15 protein-coding genes are annotated in these 17,726 nt (G+C 62.6%); 6 read left to right on the top strand and 9 right to left on the bottom strand.

What is annotated here, in order from left to right; translation table 11 throughout:
- The first annotated feature begins 108 nt into the window (after positions 1-108).
- From rbfA to ACNFCH_RS18565, 5 genes are all read left to right on the top strand, one after another.
- On the top strand, positions 109-507 hold the full coding sequence (gene rbfA / locus ACNFCH_RS18585) for a 30S ribosome-binding factor RbfA (protein ID WP_196164572.1): 399 nt from the start codon (positions 109-111) through the stop codon (positions 505-507).
- Positions 508-510: 3 nt separating this feature from the next.
- Positions 511-1,428: a tRNA pseudouridine(55) synthase TruB gene (gene truB / locus ACNFCH_RS18580; RefSeq protein WP_416743274.1), complete on the top strand. Its 918-nt coding sequence runs from the start codon at positions 511-513 to the stop codon at positions 1,426-1,428.
- A gap of 149 nt (positions 1,429-1,577) precedes the next feature.
- Positions 1,578-1,847, top strand: coding sequence for a 30S ribosomal protein S15 (gene rpsO, locus ACNFCH_RS18575; RefSeq protein WP_011532144.1), 270 nt, complete (start codon positions 1,578-1,580; stop codon positions 1,845-1,847).
- A 250-nt stretch (positions 1,848-2,097) separates the two neighbouring features.
- A complete protein-coding gene (gene pnp / locus ACNFCH_RS18570) occupies positions 2,098-4,203 on the top strand; it encodes a polyribonucleotide nucleotidyltransferase (RefSeq protein ID WP_416743273.1) in 2,106 nt (701 codons plus the stop codon).
- A gap of 255 nt (positions 4,204-4,458) precedes the next feature.
- On the top strand, positions 4,459-4,812 hold the full coding sequence (locus ACNFCH_RS18565; RefSeq protein ID WP_043210081.1) for a BON domain-containing protein: 354 nt from the start codon (positions 4,459-4,461) through the stop codon (positions 4,810-4,812).
- Between the two features lie 128 nt (positions 4,813-4,940).
- On the opposite strand, the gene ACNFCH_RS18560 is transcribed toward ACNFCH_RS18565, so the two are convergent.
- Positions 4,941-5,255 (bottom strand): putative quinol monooxygenase, encoded by a 315-nt coding sequence (locus tag ACNFCH_RS18560; RefSeq protein WP_416743272.1) that lies wholly within the window; start codon positions 5,253-5,255, stop codon positions 4,941-4,943.
- 60 nt (positions 5,256-5,315) lie between these two features.
- Here ACNFCH_RS18560 and ACNFCH_RS18555 point away from each other — a divergent pair, with 60 nt between their 5' ends.
- On the top strand, positions 5,316-5,729 hold the full coding sequence (locus ACNFCH_RS18555; protein ID WP_043210077.1) for a VOC family protein: 414 nt from the start codon (positions 5,316-5,318) through the stop codon (positions 5,727-5,729).
- A gap of 118 nt (positions 5,730-5,847) precedes the next feature.
- Here ACNFCH_RS18555 and ACNFCH_RS18550 read toward each other — a convergent pair whose 3' ends face one another.
- The 8 genes from ACNFCH_RS18550 to ACNFCH_RS18515 form a co-directional block, all read right to left on the bottom strand.
- The gene (locus ACNFCH_RS18550; protein WP_416743271.1) at positions 5,848-8,784 is read right to left on the bottom strand and encodes a DUF748 domain-containing protein; all 2,937 of its coding nucleotides are present in this window, start codon (positions 8,782-8,784) and stop codon (positions 5,848-5,850) included.
- A 78-nt stretch (positions 8,785-8,862) separates the two neighbouring features.
- Positions 8,863-9,732 carry an oxygenase MpaB family protein gene (locus ACNFCH_RS18545; protein WP_416743270.1) on the bottom strand — a complete coding sequence of 290 codons (870 nt, stop codon included), beginning with the start codon at positions 9,730-9,732 and terminating at the stop codon, positions 8,863-8,865.
- Between the two features lie 31 nt (positions 9,733-9,763).
- Entirely contained in the window at positions 9,764-11,698 is a 1,935-nt protein-coding gene (gene acs / locus ACNFCH_RS18540) for an acetate--CoA ligase (protein ID WP_416743269.1), read from the bottom strand.
- 180 nt (positions 11,699-11,878) lie between these two features.
- Positions 11,879-13,543 carry a glucose-6-phosphate isomerase gene (pgi, locus tag ACNFCH_RS18535; protein WP_196165622.1) on the bottom strand — a complete coding sequence of 555 codons (1,665 nt, stop codon included), beginning with the start codon at positions 13,541-13,543 and terminating at the stop codon, positions 11,879-11,881.
- Between the two features lie 189 nt (positions 13,544-13,732).
- Entirely contained in the window at positions 13,733-14,596 is an 864-nt protein-coding gene (gene panC / locus ACNFCH_RS18530) for a pantoate--beta-alanine ligase (protein WP_337159749.1), read from the bottom strand.
- Positions 14,593-15,393: a 3-methyl-2-oxobutanoate hydroxymethyltransferase gene (panB, locus tag ACNFCH_RS18525; RefSeq protein WP_099593954.1), complete on the bottom strand. Its 801-nt coding sequence runs from the start codon at positions 15,391-15,393 to the stop codon at positions 14,593-14,595. The genes panC and panB overlap by 4 nt, the downstream gene beginning before the upstream one ends.
- Before the next feature lie 250 nt (positions 15,394-15,643).
- Positions 15,644-16,123 carry a 2-amino-4-hydroxy-6-hydroxymethyldihydropteridine diphosphokinase gene (gene folK, locus ACNFCH_RS18520; RefSeq protein ID WP_337159745.1) on the bottom strand — a complete coding sequence of 160 codons (480 nt, stop codon included), beginning with the start codon at positions 16,121-16,123 and terminating at the stop codon, positions 15,644-15,646.
- A 2-nt stretch (positions 16,124-16,125) separates the two neighbouring features.
- Positions 16,126-17,514 carry a polynucleotide adenylyltransferase PcnB gene (locus tag ACNFCH_RS18515; RefSeq protein ID WP_337159743.1) on the bottom strand — a complete coding sequence of 463 codons (1,389 nt, stop codon included), beginning with the start codon at positions 17,512-17,514 and terminating at the stop codon, positions 16,126-16,128.
- Between the last annotated feature and the right edge of the window lie 212 nt (positions 17,515-17,726).

The following is a 17,726-nucleotide window of genomic DNA, read 5'->3' as shown; positions in this document are numbered from 1 at the left end:
GCCGGGCGCAAGCCTCGCCCCAGGGCGGTTGGCGGCGCCTCTGAAGGTAACGCCCGGTCAGGCCTCAGCCTGTCCGGGCGTTTGCCGCTTTAGTTACAGGTAGCAAGAATGGCAAAAGAATATAGCCGTACCCAACGCATCGGCGATCAGATGCAGCGCGAGCTGGCCGAGCTGATCCGTCGTGAAGTCAAGGATCCGCGTGTCGGCCTGGTGACCATCACCGCCGTGGATGTCAGCCGTGACCTGGGCCATGCCAAGGTCTTCATCACCGTCATGGGCCCGGATGGCGTCGATGCCGTGCCGCAGACCCTCAAGGCCCTCAACAGTGCGGCGAGCTTCCTGCGCCTGCATCTGGGGCGTGTCATGCAACTGCGCAGCGTGCCGCAGCTGCATTTCCACTTCGATGAGAGCGTCAGCCGCGGTGCTCACCTGTCTGCGTTGATCGAGCGTGCAGTGGCCGAAGACCGCTTGCACAAGGATGCCGACAAGCCGGACGCCGAGGAGTAATCGGTGGCCCAGGTCAAACGAATTCGCCGCAACGTCAGCGGCATCATCCTGCTGGACAAACCGTTGGGGTTCACCTCCAACGCCGCGTTACAGAAGGTCCGCTGGCTGCTCAATGCCGAGAAGGCTGGCCACACCGGTAGCCTCGACCCGCTGGCCACCGGCGTGCTGCCGCTGTGCTTCGGCGAAGCGACCAAGTTCTCGCAGTACCTGCTCGACTCCGACAAGGGCTACGAAACGGTCATGCAACTGGGGCAGACTACCAGTACGGCCGATGCCGAAGGCGAAGTCCTGCAGACGCGCGATGTGACCGTTGGTCGCGCCGATATCGAGGCCGTTTTGCCACGTTTTCGCGGTGAAATCAGCCAGGTACCGCCGATGTACTCGGCCCTCAAGCGTGACGGCCAGCCGCTGTACAAACTGGCACGTGCAGGAGAGGTAGTGGAGCGCGAGGCGCGTTCTGTTACTATTAGCCGCTTGGAGTTGCTCGAGTGCGAAGGCACCCGGGTTCGCCTGTCGGTCGGTTGCAGTAAAGGCACCTATATCCGCACGTTGGTGGAGGATATTGGCGAGGCGTTGGGCTGTGGTGCCTATGTCGCCGAACTGCGCCGGACCCTGGCCGGCCCCTTCGAGCTGGCACAGACCGTGACCCTCGAGGAACTCGAGCAAGCCCACGCCGAAGGCGGCAACGAAGCGCTCGATCGCTTCCTGATGCCGTCCGACAGTGGGTTGCAGGACTGGCCGCTGGTGCGTCTTTCCGAGCACAGTGCGTTCTACTGGCTGCATGGCCAGGCGGTTCGCGCGCCGGATGCGCCGCAGTTCGGCATGGTCCGGGTGCAGGATCACAATGAACGCTTCATCGGTATCGGTGAAGTGAGCGAAGACGGGCGTATTGCGCCGCGTCGACTGATTCGGTCGGAATGATCGAAACCGCACGCCCAGGCTCAGGCCCAAGCGTACGGAACCGAGGGTGGCTGTTAATAGGCACGGTCACACCTCTTCTCATTAATACAGGGATTCATCCCTGGCCTATTGGAGACCGTCCGCGGGATCCGTTTATCAGGAGAAGCCAAATGGCCCTCAGCGTTGAAGAAAAAGCTCAGATCGTTGCCGAATACCAGCAAGCCGCCGGCGATACCGGTAGCCCGGAAGTGCAGGTTGCTCTGCTGACCGCCAACATCAACAAGCTGCAAGGCCACTTCAAGGCCAACGAGAAAGACCACCACTCCCGTCGTGGTCTGATCCGTATGGTTAACCAGCGCCGTAAGCTGCTGGACTACCTGAAGGGCAAAGACACCACTCGTTACAGCGCCCTGATCGGTCGCCTGGGCCTGCGTCGCTAATAGCGTCCTGGCCAGTGGTGTGCATGGCGTGTCGCAGGTTTCGGGAATGCTGCCTGGCAGCATTCGCGTCAGACACGCCACGCGTATCTCCGAGGTTGGCAGCCTGGCTGTGCTGAGCGGTTTTACCGCGCAGCGGCCAGGCTCCCAGCCTCGTGTTGTATCTGGACGGTCAATGGGGCCGATTCCCCGTTCTGCCCAAGAATTCGCAAGAACAAGTTCCCCCCAGAGCCACTGAAAAAGGTAGGAAACCGTGAACCCGGTAATCAAGAAATTCCAGTTCGGTCAGTCGACCGTAACCCTCGAGACGGGCCGCATCGCCCGCCAGGCGACCGGCGCCGTGCTGGTCACCGTCGACAACGACGTCACCGTGCTGGTGACCGTGGTCGGTGCCAAGCAGGCCGATCCAGGCAAGGGCTTCTTCCCCCTGTCCGTCCATTACCAGGAAAAGACCTACGCCGCTGGCAAGATCCCTGGTGGCTTCTTCAAGCGTGAAGGCCGTCCTTCCGAGAAAGAAACCCTCACTTCGCGCCTGATCGACCGTCCGATCCGCCCGCTGTTCCCTGAAGGGTTCATGAACGAAGTGCAGGTTGTCTGCACCGTGGTTTCCACCAGCAAGAAGACCGATCCGGACATCGCTGCGATGATCGGTACCTCGGCTGCCCTGGCCATCTCCGGCATCCCGTTCGAAGGCCCGATCGGCGCCGCCCGCGTCGCCTTCCACGAAAGCACCGGGTACCTGCTGAACCCGACCTACGAGCAACTGGAAGCCTCCAGCCTCGACATGGTCGTGGCCGGTACCGAGTCCGCTGTACTGATGGTTGAATCGGAAGCCAAAGAGCTGACCGAAGACCAGATGCTGGGCGCCGTGCTGTTCGCCCACGACGAGTTCCAGACCGTTATTCAGGCCGTCAAGGAACTGGCCGCCGAAGCCGGCAAGCCGACCTGGGACTGGCAGCCAGCTCCAGCCAACACCGAGCTGCTGAACCTGGTGCGCGCCGAGTTCGGCGAGGCCATCTCCCAGGCCTACACCATCACCCTGAAGGCCGACCGCTACAACCGTCTGGGCGAACTGCGCGACCAGGCCATTGCCCGTCTGTCCAACGAAGAAACCGGCCCTACCGCCGGCCAGATCAAGGACATCTTCGGTGAGCTGGAGTACCGCACCGTCCGCGAGAACATCGTCAACGGCAAGCCGCGTATCGACGGCCGTGACACCCGCACCGTGCGCCCGCTGAACATCGAAGTCGGTGTACTGCCGAAGACCCATGGTTCGGCACTGTTCACCCGCGGTGAAACCCAGGCCCTGGTCGTCGCGACCCTGGGTACTGCCCGTGACGCCCAGCTGCTGGACACCCTGGAAGGCGAGAAGAAAGATGCCTTCATGCTGCACTACAACTTCCCACCGTTCTCGGTTGGCGAGTGCGGCCGCATGGGCGGCGCTGGCCGTCGTGAAATCGGCCACGGCCGTCTGGCCCGTCGTGGCGTTCAAGCCATGCTGCCGAGCGACAGCGAGTTCCCGTACACCATCCGCGTCGTATCGGAAATCACCGAGTCCAACGGCTCCAGCTCCATGGCGTCGGTCTGCGGTGCCTCCCTGGCACTGATGGACGCAGGCGTACCAATGAAGGCACCGGTCGCCGGTATCGCCATGGGTCTGGTCAAGGAAGGCGACAAGTTCGCGGTCCTGACCGACATCCTGGGTGACGAAGACCACCTGGGCGACATGGACTTCAAGGTTGCCGGTACCGCCAAGGGTGTTACCGCACTGCAGATGGACATCAAGATCAACGGCATCACCGAAGAGATCATGGAAATCGCCCTGGGCCAGGCCCTGGAAGCGCGCCTGAACATCCTCGGTCAGATGAACCAGATCATCGCTCAGTCGCGCAGCGAGCTGTCGGCCAACGCACCGACCATGCTGGCGATGAAGATCGACACCGACAAGATCCGTGACGTCATCGGCAAAGGCGGCGCCACCATTCGCGCCATCTGCGAAGAGACCAAGGCTTCGATCGACATCGAAGACGACGGCTCGATCAAGATCTTCGGCGAAACCAAGGAAGCAGCCGAAGCGGCCAAGCAGCGCATCCTGGGCATCACCGCAGAGGCCGAGATCGGCAAGATCTACGTGGGCAAGGTCGAGCGTATTGTCGACTTCGGCGCCTTCGTCAACATCCTGCCGGGCAAAGACGGTCTGGTGCACATCTCCATGCTCAGCGATGCGCGTGTAGAGAAGGTCACCGACGTTCTGAAGGAAGGCCAGGAAGTCGAAGTACTGGTACTGGACGTGGACAACCGCGGCCGTATCAAGCTGTCGATCAAGGACGTTGCGGCTGCCAAGGCATCCGGCGTCTAAGCCTCTCCAGGCGAAAAGGAAGGACCCTTCGGGGTCCTTTTTTTCGCCTCGTGTTTCCTTGGGCCACTTGCATCTTGCATGCAGGATTTTGCCAGGCCTTGCAAATTGCACGATGGCAATGCGAGTTCGTTTTTCTAATTTATTGATTTTTAAGGGAATTTTTATCGATAAAAGCTGGCACAGCACATGCAACGTTAGTCTCACCTGCTGCCAGGAAACACGGCGCAGACCTTTCGAACAACAGGAGTGACTCACATGAAGAAATTCGCCATTGCTGCCGCTACTGCCACCGCCCTGACCCTGACCATGGCTAATGCGGCATTTGCCCAGCAGCCCGCACAGTCGTCCCCAATGACGCTGGCGGCCGGTGAAGTGACCAAGGCCAAGGAAGAGACCAAAGACACTTGGATCACCACCAAAGTGAAGGCCGACCTGATGACAGAGAAAGGCATCCCTGGCAGCGATATCAAGGTCGAGACCAATAAAGGTGTGGTCTCCCTGTCCTCTGACGTGGCCATCACCGCCTCGCAGAAAGAACAGGCGATCGCCATCGCCAAAGCGATCAAGGGTGTGCAGGCTGTGTCGGCTGACGGCCTGAAAACCGAATAAGGATTTGTCCCATCGGCCAAAAGGATTTGGCCACTCTTTCATCGAGGGCCGCTGTGCACCTCTATCGTTGGATTCGAAGCCAGCGACAGGGTCACACAGCGGCCCTCGACCATTGTTCGGCTATTGGCCTATTCGCCCCCCAAGCGCACCGGGTTGAAGGCGATCACATCGCTCTCAAAGCACTCCTGCTCGATGATCAACGGCTCCACCAGCGGACGGCTGTCGCGGAAATGCGCGGTTTGGGTGTGGGCGTCGTACGCGGCATCGTCGCGATAGATCTCATAGAGGTAGATCACGTCCGGGTCGATGCGATCCTGGGACACGTCGAACACCAGACAGCCTGGCTCATTGGCCACCGAGGCGGCCGCATTGACCTTGATGGCGCTCAGGAATTGGTCGGCGCTGCCGGGCTTTACACGGGTCTTGATGAAGAGGCTGTACACAAGGCGGTCCTTTTGTTTTAAATTTGCCAGCAAATTGTATACATAAAAGGAGCCGCGTCCATGTCCGATCTTCCCGCCCGTCCTGGCCGCCTGAATGGCCTGCGTCACCTCGCTCTGCTGGTACCTAACCTTGAGGAGTGCGAGCGTTTCTACGTCGATCTGCTCGGCATGGAAGTGCTGCACCGTGCCCACGAAGACCTGGTGTACCTGACCTGCGGTAACGACAACCTGTCCCTGGGGCGTGGCGCAGGTGCTGCCAACGGTCTACAGACCCTGGATCACTATGGCTTCATCGTTGACAGCGTGGAGGAGTTGGACGCCTGGTACCTGTACTTCAAGGCCCACGGTGTGACCCTGCTGGACCGGCCGTTCGATCATGGCGATGGCGCGCGCAGCTTCCATGTCCTCGACCCGGCCGGAAACAAGGTGCAGCCGCTTTATCACCCGGCGGTTTCCGGGCAGCGGCTGGTCTGAGAATGGGATTTGCAGGGAAGTCCGCTCCTACAGGGCCAGCACAGCCTCTGTAGGAGCGGGTTTACCCGCGAAGATGACACTGCCGGGCTCGGTCCGTGCTCGTGCCTGTAGACGCGGCTTACTCGGCATCCAGATGCAATGGTGTGATGACCTGCCCATCGCTTTCAGCCTGCCCCAGGTTGGTATCGATGAAATACACCCGGTCGTCTTCCAACTGGCCTTTGTCCACCAGATAGTCCTTGATGCTGCCGGCTCGGTCCTGGCCCAGTTGGCGCAACAGCGCGGTACTTTCAGACCAGCTTTTGATCACCGCATCGTGCAGCTTGGCAGTACGTTCATCGCGGCTGAGCTGCTGCCATTCGGCCGGCGGCTGCTGCTTGAGACGAGCGCGGTAGATGCCTTCGAGCATCGCCGGTTTGTCGCTGTCGTCGACCACCAGCATCGACGCGTTGGCCGGCACCTTGTCGCCGCGGCGCTGGAGAATCTTGTACCAGGTCGCCTGGTATTCGCGCTCCAGGCGTTGCTTGGCGATCAGCGGACCATCGCTGCTCTGTGCACTGGTGCCTTCTATCTCCAGACGCAGCTCCGGACGCTCCTTGAGCGCGCTGGCCAGTTTGTCCAGCGCTGACTGAGCGTCGACGCTGAGGTCACTGGAGCCTGGCGCGAACGCCACGTTACCGAGGTCCTCAGCGCCACCGCCGGCAATCAGGCCGCCGATGAACTTGAACGGCGCCTGGGCCGCGCGCAATACCAGATTGCGCAAGGTCTGCCAGATGATCGGCATGACGCTGAACTGTGGGTTGTTCAAGTCGCCGGTCACCGGCAGTTCGATGGAGATCTTGCCTTCGGTGTCCTTGAGCAATGCCACCGCCAGACGGATTGGCAGGTCCACGGCGTCGGGGCTGTCGACCTTCTCACCCAATTGCAGCTGCTCGACCACCACCTTGTTCTCGGCCTTGAGCTGGCCGTTGGTGATCAGGTAATGCAGGTCGAGGTTCAGCCGGCCCTTGCGAATGCGGAAACCCGCGAACTTGCCGGAGTAGGGCGTCAGGGTGGTCAGCTCTACACGCTTGAAGCTGGTGGCGATGTCCAGGCTGGCCAGCGGATTGAACGGGTTGAGCGCACCTTTGATGGTCACCGGTGCGTAACGGTCCACCTTGCCTTTCACATCGACCTTGGCCGGTGCCGGCTTGCGGTTGTCGATAGTGCCGATCTGGCCGTTCAACTGCTGGATGGCCGTGGCGAAGTTGGGGGTCAGGGTGAGGTCGGCAAAGTTGGCCGAGCCATCGTTGATGTCGATCCCGCCGATGCGGATGCCCAGCGGCTTTGCATTGCTGGCAGTGGCCGGCTTGGCCTGACCGGTCGCGGGCGCGCTGGCCGGTTGCGGGATCAGCAGGTCGTCGACGTTGGTGGTGCGGTCTTCATTGATGATGAAGCGCGCATAGGGCTGCAACAGGGTCACCTTGTCGATCGACAGGGCGTCGCCATGGACATAAGACAGGCCACTCAGGTCCAGTTGCTGCCATTTGACGAAGTCCCGATCCTTGATGGTATCCAGGGTGTGCAGCTGGCTCACCTGGGCCTTGCCGCCGACGGTGAAGGCCAGCGGTGCGGTACTCTTGAGGTCGACCTTAAGATCACTGGAAAGCATGCCGCTTCGCAGTTCCAGGCGGATGAACGGGCTGATGTAGGCCTGGGCCACGCGCAGGTCGATGTCGCGGGTGCTGACATCGAGCTTGGCGGTGACCGGCGCCAGGTTGACCTGGCCTGCGGCCTGCAGCTTGCCTTGCTTGCCGACACCGGTGTCGAGCTTGAGGGTGAAAGGCGACTGGTTGAGGCTGTCGAAGTTCTGCAGGTCCACATTGAGCGGGCCCACATCCAGCGCCACGGGCTCTTTCTGGCTGCGGTCGGCCAGGTGCACTTGGTAGTTGCGCAGTTGCACGTCCTTGAGCAGCACCTGCCAGGGCTTGCTTGGCTCCTTGGCGGCCTTTTCCTCAGCGGTCGGCTCGGCGGCGGCAGGTTCGGCTTTTTCCTTCTCGGTAGCTTTGGCTGGCTGGCTGGCGAACAGTTTTTGCCAGTCGAGCTGGCCGTCACGTTCCAGCGCGGCCCAGGTCTCGAGCTTTTCGCTGCGGATCTTGCCGACGGTGACCTGTTGCTTGGCCAGGTCGATGGAGGTTTCGCTCACCTCCAGGCTGGCCAGGCGGGCCAGTGGACGTCCGTCCGGTGCTTTGATGGCAAAGGGCGCGACGCGCACCGAGGTGTTGTCCAGCAACAGCTCGGTTTCCTTGGACAGGTTGAGCTTGTAGTGAGTGTCCAGGCTGACGACCCCGTCTTCCAGCACCAGGGGGACAGCATCGCGCACATAAGGCCAGAAGGCTTTCATCTTGCCTTCAGTGACCTTGAGGGTACCTTCGGAGGCGATGGGGGCCAGGCTCAGGGTGCCGCTCCAGTCGATGCGCCCGCCATTGGGGCCAATGGCGACCAACGCCATGTCGGCATTGTCGTCGGGCAGGGTGCTGAGGTTCTTCAGCTCCAGATTCATGGAGTCGTAGAGGAACTCGATGGGCTCGCTGGGTCGCAGGTCTTGGAAGTGCAAATAGCCTTCGCTGAGCTTGATGCTGCCGATGCGTAACGGGAAGGGGTCGCCTGCGGGCTCCTCGGGCTTGGGTTCGCTGGGCGGTAGTTTGAACAGCTGGGTCAGGTTGAGGCTGCCGTCCTTGGCGAACAGGACTTCGTTGCGGGGCTTGTCCAGCTCCACCGTTTCCAAGTGCAGGGCCTTGGTCCACAGGCTGTCGAGCGAGAGGTTGGCGTAGAGCCGCTCGAAGCCCACCTGTTCTTTGCCCGGTTCGCCGATCTGCAGCCCCCAGAGCGTGAGCTCGAGGCTGAACGGGTTGAACTCGATGCGCTGCAGATGCGCCGGCACCGTCGCGTAGTGCGCCAGTTGCTGGTTGGCGATGCGCAGACCGACACCGGGAATAATGAGAAAGCCAAGCAGGCTGTACAGGGCCACGAGGGCCAGCATGGCGCCGAAGGCGCGCGTCAATCCTTTGGGCATGTAAGACGTCATCTGTCTGAAGCGAGGTGCCTTGGAGTATGGCACGTTAAAACGGTTCCGACGAAATGACCAAAAACCTTACTCGATACCCATGCGCCGCCTTGCCCGATGTGCCGATCCATTACGCATGGCCCAGCGCAGCACCGGGGCGATGCGATTGATGCCCAAGCGGATCATGCGCTGCTGAAGTGGGCTCTGGTGCAGGTCGAGCATGTCGCGAGCCCAGTCCGGCAGCAGGTCGATGCCGGCGTTGAGCATCAGTTTGCCGACGGGTTGCGCCATGCGGCTGGGGGCGGGAGCATCGAGCAGGATGTCCACCACCTCATGGCTGCGCGCGTCGCACAGCAGCTGCGGGCGCATGCGCTGCAGATACGCCTCGACCGCCTGACAGGAGCGCGGCACATCCCGCGCGCCCAGGCGTTCGGCGATCAGGGCGATCTCGTCGTAGTAGGCGTCCTGGGCCTCGCGGCTGAGGTGGGGGTTGCGGTAGCGCAGATGGGCGGCGAGAAAACTGCTGACCTCGGCGACATGGACCCAGGTCAACAGGTCCGGGTCGCTGGCAGCGTAGGGGCGTCCGTCGGGGGCGGTACCGACCACCTTGAGGTGTATGGTGCGGACCTTTTCGATCAGCCATTCGGCATCGCGGGTCGAACCGAAGGTGGTGCCGGAGATGAATTGGCTGGTGCGACGCAGCCGGCCGAGGAGGTCCTGGCGGAAGTTGGAGTGATCCCAAACCCCGGCCAGCGCCAAAGGGTGCAGCAGTTGCAGCATCAGGGCGCTGATGCCGCCGACCAACATGCTGGGGAAGTCGCCGTGCACCTGCCAACTGATGCTTTGGGGGCCGAACAGGCCTGGATCACCCTTGGGGGATTCCAGGTCGAGCTGGCCGAGGGCCAGCCCGGTAAGGCTCATGACCTGGGTTTCGATGCGGCGGCGTAAAGCTTCCATGGCGGTCCCGCAGGCCGCCATGGGCGGCCGTCTATTGATTGAGGCGATTGTCGATCAAGCCCTGGACCACGCTCGGGTCGGCCAGAGTCGAGGTATCGCCCAGGTTGTCCAGCTCGTTGCAGGCGATCTTGCGCAGTATACGCCGCATGATCTTGCCCGAGCGGGTCTTGGGCAGTGCGGGCGCCCACTGGATCAGTTCGGGTTTGGCGAAGCTGCCGATTTCTTTGCTGACCAGGGCCAACAGCTCGCGCTTGAGCGCGTCGTCCGGGGTGACGCCGTTCATGGGCGTGATGAAGGCGTAGATGCCCTGACCCTTGAGGTCGTGCGGATAACCAACCACGGCGGCCTCGGCGATGCTGTCGTGAAGCACTAGGGCACTTTCGACCTCGGCGGTACCGATGCGGTGGCCGGAGACGTTGATTACATCGTCGACGCGGCCGGTGATCCAGTAATCGCCATCGGCATCGCGGCGGGCGCCATCACCGGTGAAGTAGTAGCCCGGCATGGGCTTGAAGTAGGTGTCGACCATGCGCTGATGGTCGCCATACACACTGCGGATTTGCCCGGGCCAACTGGCCTTGATCACCAACAGACCAGCGCCTGGGCCTTCGATGACCTGGCCTTTCTCGTCCAGCAGCACCGGTTGCACGCCGAACAACGGCTGCGTCGCGCAGCCGGGCTTGAGGTGGGTGTTGCTCGGCAGCGGACTGAGCATGATGCCGCCGGTCTCGGTCTGCCACCAGGTATCGACGATGGGGCAGCGCTTCTGGCCGACCGCCTCGAAGTACCATTCCCAGGCCTCCGGATTGATCGGCTCGCCCACGCTGCCGAGCAAGCGCAGGCTTTGTCGAGAGGTGCTCTGCAGGGGCGCCGAACCTTCGCGCATCAGCGCGCGCAGGGCAGTGGGGGCGGTGTAGAAGATGTTCACCTGATGCTTGTCGACCACCTGCCAGAAGCGCGAGCTGTCCGGGTAGTTGGGCACGCCTTCGAACATCAGCGAGATCGCGCCGTTGGCCAGCGGGCCATAGAGGATATAGCTGTGGCCGGTGACCCAGCCGACATCGGCGGTGCACCAGAACACCTCGCCGTCACGGTAGTCGAACACCACTTTGAAGGTGAGGGTGGCCTGCAGCAGGTAACCGGCGGTGGTGTGCAGCACACCCTTGGGTTTGCCGGTGCTACCGGAGGTGTAGAGGATGAACAGCGGGTCTTCGGCCTCCATGGGCTCGGGCGGGCATTCGTCGCCGGCCTTTTCCGTTGCCTCGTGATACCAAAGGTCACGGCCTTCGCTCCAGGCGATATCGGCCCCGGTGCGGCGTACCACCAGCACGCTGCTGACCGCCGGGCAACTGGCCAGGGCCTTGTCGACGTTCTGCTTGAGCGGGATGCGCTTGGCGCCGCGAACACCTTCGTCGGCGGTGATCACGGTGCGGCAGTCCGCGTCGAGGATGCGATCGCGCAGGGCATCTGGTGAGAAACCACCGAACACCACTGAGTGAATGGCGCCGATGCGGGTGCAGGCGAGCATGGCGTAGGCCGCCTCAGGGATCATCGGCATGTAGATGCAGACCCGATCGCCTTTCTTCACCCCACGGGCTTTCAAGGCATTTGCCAAACGACAGACCTGGCGGTGCAGCTCGCGGTAGGTGATGGCTTTGGAATCCTTGGGATCGTCACCTTCCCACAGCAAGGCGGTCTGTTGCCCACGGCTGGCCAGGTGACGGTCGATGCAGTTGTAGCTGACGTTCAGCTGGCCACCATCGAACCAGCGAGCCTTGCCGGTGGTCAGGTCGCATTGCTGCACGGTCATCCAGGGCTTGATCCAGTCCAGGCGCTTGGCCTGTTCGGCCCAGAAGGTGTCGGGGGCTTCGACGGACTGGCGATAGAGGCGTTGGTAGTCGTCGGGGGAGAGGGCGGCGGACTGACTGACGGCCAGGGCCTGGGGGTAGTTGCGGATATCGAACATGGCGAGTGGTCCTGCTCTTGTGAGGGGCGAGGGACTGCAGCGGCTATTCGATGGACAGTGTAGAAGGTAGGGGTGTTCCCTGAAGGGGCTATGCCGGTGTTCGCGGCCAAAGCCCACAGGGCCATGCTCATCACCTCGTGATGTGCATGGCCCTGAGAGCGAACGTATACCGGCGTGGTATCAACCGCGGTGACGGCCGCGGAAGTAGTTGATCAGGCCCTGAGTGGAACCATCTTCAGCGTTGTCTTCCAGGCTGCCGACCAGGCGTTGATACACGCCCTTGCCCAACTCTTTGCCCAGTTCCACACCCCACTGGTCGAAGGCGTTGATGCCCCAGATGACGCTCTGCACGAACACCTTGTGCTCGTACATGGCCACCAGCGCACCGAGGCGACGAGGGCTGATGCGTTCGACCACCAAGGTGTTGCTCGGGCGGTTGCCTGGTATCACCTTGTGGGGTGCCAGCTTCTCGATGTCCGCTTCGTTCAGGCCCTTGGCGCGCAGTTCGGCCTCCGCTTCTTCGCGGGTCTTGCCGAGCATCAGCGCCTGGCTCTGGGACAGGCAGTTGGCGTACAGCCACTGGTGGTGGTCGGCCACTGGGTTGAAGCTCACCACCGGAACGATGAAGTCTGCCGGGATCAGCTGGGTGCCCTGGTGCAGCAGCTGGTGGTAGGCGTGCTGGCCGTTGCAGCCGACGCCGCCCCAGATCACTGGGCCGGTATCGGTCTTCACCGGGGTGCCGTCCTGCAGCACGCTCTTGCCGTTGGATTCCATGTCCAACTGTTGCAGGTGCTTGGTGATGTTGCGCAGGTAATGGTCGTACGGCAGGATCGCGTGGCTCTGGGCCCCCCAGAAGTTGCCGTACCACACGCCCAGCAGGGCCAGCAGCACGGGCATGTTCTTCTCGAACGGGGTGTTCTGGAAGTGCTGGTCCATGGTGTAGGCACCGGACAGCAGCTCCTTGAAGTTGGCGGTGCCGATGGCCAGGGCGATCGGCAGGCCGATGGCCGACCACAGCGAGTAGCGCCCGCCTACCCAGTCCCACATCGGGAAGATGTTCTCTTCGCGCATACCGAAGGCCACGGCGGCGGCCTTGTTGCTCGACACGGCGATGAAGTGGCGGTACAGCTCGGCCTCGGAGCCGCCTTGGGCCAGGTACCAGGTACGCGCGGCGGTGGCGTTCTTCAGGGTTTCGAGGGTGTTGAACGATTTGGACGAGACGATGAACAGCGTGGTCTCGGCGCGCAGGTTGGCCGACAGCTCGTGGAATTCGCTGCCGTCGATGTTCGCCAGGTAGTGGCAACGCACGCCGCGCTGGGCGTAGGGCAGCAAGGCCTCGGAGACCAGCTCCGGGCCCAGGAAGGAGCCGCCGATACCGATGTTCACCACGTCAGTGATGGGTTTTTCGCTGTAGCCGCGCCACAGGCCGTCATGGATGCGGCCGACCAGTTCGGTGATCTGGTTGAGGACCTTGTGCACCTCGGGCATCACGTTGACGCCGTTGACACTGAGCTTGTCGCCCACCGGGCGGCGCAGGGCCGTATGCAGGACCGGACGGCCTTCGGAGGCGTTGATGATCTCGCCGCTGAACATCGATTGGATGGCGTCCGCTAGCCCGACCTGGTTGGCCAGGTCTACCAGCAGGTCGCGGGTCTGCTCGGTGATCAGGTTCTTCGAGTAGTCGAGGAACAGGCCACAGCTGCTGAGGGAAAACTGATCGAAGCGCTTGGGATCGGCTGCGAAGGCTTCGCGCATGCTGAAACCCTGCATGGCGTCGCGGTGTTGCTGGAGCGCCTGCCAGGCGGGCAGCGCCGTCACATCGTGGGGAGTACGGTAATACGCCATTGCGGATGCTTTCCTTGGTGCGTGATGGGCCTTGGACAACAGACATTTGCTGGCAGTTGCAGGCTGGCCATCATTATAGGCATTGGCTGCCAGGAAGGAATGGGGGGCTTTGCACCCCCTCATAAGCTCCCGCCGCTTGAGTGTGGGATCTGGCGAAGCCTGCGATGGGCTGCGAAGCAGCCCGAGGTATCACGCGGTCTTTTCGTCCAGGTGCAGGTACAGGTTGTCGATCAAGCGGGTAGTGCCCATGTAGGCCGCCGCCAGGATGACCAGGTCGCGGTCATCGATCATCGCCGGGCGCAATGTCACGGCGTGGCGCACTTCCAGGTAGTCCGGGCGGAACCCGGCGGCTACCAGTTGCGCCTGACCCTCGGTAATCAGCGCGGGATAGTCGCGCTGGCCCTTGGTGATGGCCTCGGCCATGGTCTTCAGCGTGCGGTACAACGCAGGTGCTGCGGCGCGTTGCTCCGGGCTCAGGTAGCCATTGCGCGACGACAGCGCCAGGCCGTCCTCGGCGCGCACGGTGGGCTCGCCGATGATCTGGATCGGCATGTTCAGGTCGCGCACCATGGCGCGGATCACCGCCAACTGCTGGAAGTCCTTCTCGCCGAACACTGCAAGGTCGGGCTGGACCATGTTGAACAGCTTGCTGACCACCGTGGCCACGCCTTCGAAGTGGCCGGGGCGGCTGGCGCCGCACAGCCCTTCGGACAATTGCGGCACGCTGACGCGGGTTTGCACCGCCATGCCGTCGGGGTACATCTCCTCGACGCCGGGCGCGAACAGCAGGTGACACCCGGCTTCGAGCAAACGCTCTTGGTCGGCGGCCAGGGTTCGGGGATATTTGTCCAGGTCTTCGCCAGCACCGAACTGCAGCGGGTTGACGAAGATGCTGGCGACCACGAAATCGGCACGTTGGGCGGCTTTGGTCACCAACGCGGCATGGCCGCTGTGCAGGTTGCCCATGGTCGGCACGAAGCCGATGCGCTTGCCTTCGCCACGTGCGCGTGCCACGGCGGCGCGCAGTTCTCGGACGGTCTTGACTGTATTCATGCGCTGAACCCGTGTTCGCTACCTGGGAAGCTGACTGCCTTGACCGCCGCCACATAGGCAGCCAGGGCGCTGTGGATATCCGGCTGACCTTCCATGAAGTTCTTCACGAACTTGGGCACACGCCCGCTCAGGGACAGGCCGAGCATGTCGTGCAGGACGAGCACCTGGCCATCGGTGGCGCTGCCCGCGCCGATGCCGATCACCGGGATGCTGACCGCCTGGGTGATCTCGGCAGCCAGGTCGCTGGGCACGCACTCGAGCAGCAGCATGGCCGCACCGGCTTGTTCCAGCGCGATGGCATCGGCACGCATCTGCCGGGCCTGGGCTTCCTGGCGCCCCTGGACCTTGTAACCGCCCAGCACATTGACAGTCTGCGGGGTCAGGCCCATGTGCGCGCACACCGGTACGCCACGTTCGGCCAGCAGGCGGATGGTCTCGGCCAGCCAGGCGGCGCCCTCGAGCTTGATCATGTGGGCGCCGGCCTGCATCAGGGTGGCGCAGTTGGCGAAGGCCTGCTCGGGTGTGGCATGGGCCATGAACGGCAGGTCGGCGAGGATCAGTGCGCCCTCGTTGCCGCGTTTGACGCAGGCAGTGTGGTAGGCCATTTCGGCGGTCGTGACCGGCAGGGTACTGTCATGGCCCTGCAGGACCATGCCCAGGGAGTCACCCACCAACAGTATTTCCACGCCGGCTGCGCAGGCGGCCTTGGCGAAGGTCGCGTCGTAGCACGTCAGCATGGCGATTTTCTCACCCTTGGCCTTGAGGCCGTGCAGGGTGGTCAGGGTTACTTCAGGCATGTAGGAAATCCTCGTTCAGGCGCTGTGAAAAACGACTGCGTACAACGCGTGTAATCATCTTCCGGAGCGGCACATCATCGTGTGTGATGTTCGGGCACAGGTCCGTCCGAGCCTAAATAGGTAAAAAGGCGGCACTTTGGTGCCACGGGACGCCTATAGTCGTGAGCGAGGGGGGGGAAGTCAATCACCCTGTTACCGCATTGTTACGATCAGGGTGTTACTGGCGTTACCGTTATCCGAAACGCCCGGATTACAGGCGTTCCAGACCCACGAAGGGGCAGGCGTCGAGCAGTTGCGCCAGGCTGCGACCGTCGGCAAGGTGGAAATCTGCAGGTACCAGCTCGGCGAGGGGATAGAGCACGAAAGGGCGCGCCTGCATGTGATAGTGCGGGACTTTCAGGCGCGGCACGTCGATGACCTGGTCGCCGAACAGCAGCACATCCAGATCGAGCGTACGCGGCCCCCAGCGCTCCTTGCGTTCCCGGCCTTGGTTATGCTCGATGGCCTGCAGGGCGTCGAGCAGCGCCAGCGGCGCGAGGCCGGTATCCACGGCGGCCACCGCATTGGTATAGCGCGGTTGGCCGGGGAGCAGGGAGTCGCTGGTATAGAACGCCGAGGTCGCCGCCAGGCGAGTATCTTCTACATTGTCCAGCGCCTGCAGGGCGCTTCGCAGCTGTTCGGCGGGCTCAGCCAGGTTGCTGCCCAGGCCGATGTAGGCGCGGGTCGTCATGTTCAATCCCAGTTCTCGTCGCCGCTACGTTTGCGCTTGCTGCCACTGCGCTTGCGTTTGCGTGGTGCGGCCCCAGCGCTGTCGTCGCGGTTGCCCAGTTCACGGATCATGTCGCGACGCTCGCTGTCGTTGGCGTCCTGGTAGTCGGTCCACCACTGGCCCAGGTCGTCGGTTTCCTCGCCAGCACTTTCGCGCAGCAGCAGGAAATCGTAGCCGGCGCGGAAGCGTGGGTTGTCGAGCAACATGTCGGCGCGTTTGCCGCTGCGGCGTGGCAGACGCTCCTGCATGTCCCAGATCTCGCGAATCGGCAGGGTGAAGCGCTTAGGAATCGCGATGCGTGCGCATTGTTCGGCGATCAGGTCGTGCGCGGCGTTGTTCATGGCCGGAATCGGCGGCACACCTTGGCTTTGCAGGTACAGGGCGCGACCCGGCAGCGCAGGCCAGAGCAGGGCGGCGAACAGGAAGGCCGGGGTGACCGGCTTGCCCTGTTTGACCCGCAGGTCGGTGTTGGCCAGCGCCTGGCTGATCAGGGTATGGGTGTAGGTCGGGCGCTCTTCCAGCGCATGCGCGCTGGCCGGGAACAGCGGGTCGAACAGGTGCAGGTCAACCAGCATCTCGAAGGTGATTGCGCCTTGACCGGAGAGGAACAGCTTGAGGCTTTCCTCGAACAGACGCGCCGGCGGGATTTCCCGCAGCAGCGGTGCCAGTTCACGGATTGGCTGTACGGTGTGCTTTTCGATGCCGAAGTCGAGCTTGGCGGCAAAGCGCACGGCACGCAGCATGCGCACAGGGTCTTCCTGGTAGCGCTGGACCGGGTCTCCGATCAGGCGCAGCAGACGGTTGCGGATATCGTGCACGCCATTGGCATAGTCGAGGATGCGCTCGCTGACCGGGTCGTAGTACAGCGCATTGATGGTGAAGTCACGACGCTGGGCGTCATCTTCCAAAGTGCCGTAAACGTTGTCGCGCAGGATGCGTCCGCTGGAGTTGTGCGACGAGCGGTGGCTGTCGCCTTGGTCTTCTTCGGAGTGATGAGCGCGGAAGGTGGCGACTTCGATGATCTCACGGCCGAAATGCACGTGGACCAGCTTGAAGCGCCGACCAATGATGCGGGCGTTACGAAATTCCGCGCGGACTTGCTCGGGAGTGGCACTGGTGGCGACGTCGAAATCCTTGGGATTGATGCCCAGGAGCAGGTCGCGGACGCAGCCGCCGACCAGATAGGCCTGGTAGCCGGCGCTTTGCAGGCGCTCGACGATACTCACCGCGTGGCGGCTGAACTGGCTGCGTTGCAGCGAGTGCTGGCTCTTGTTGATCACTTCAGGCGTGGTGCGCCTGTGGTGCTGACCACGGATAGGAGGACGGAACGACTGGAACAGCTTCTTCAGCATGGGATGCACTGTTTGAAGGAATGTTCGGCCAAGAATAGGAGAATGGCCGCATGATGGGCGGGGATTCTAGCATTTACTCGGGGAATGGTGTAGGCGGTGCGTGGAGGTGACGCTGGAGGGGGAGAAACGACATGGGGAGCCGAAGCTCCCCAGGAAAGTCGTTGCGTGCTCTTATTGTTTTTCTGCCGGGCTTCTTGTTTTTGTTGATGCCC

It is taken from the genome of Pseudomonas sp. NY15354, assembly GCF_048068075.1.
GTDB lineage: Bacteria > Pseudomonadota > Gammaproteobacteria > Pseudomonadales > Pseudomonadaceae > Aquipseudomonas > Aquipseudomonas guariconensis_C.
Note: the sequence above shows the minus strand (reverse complement) of the source record. Positions and strands in the feature narration are given on the sequence as shown.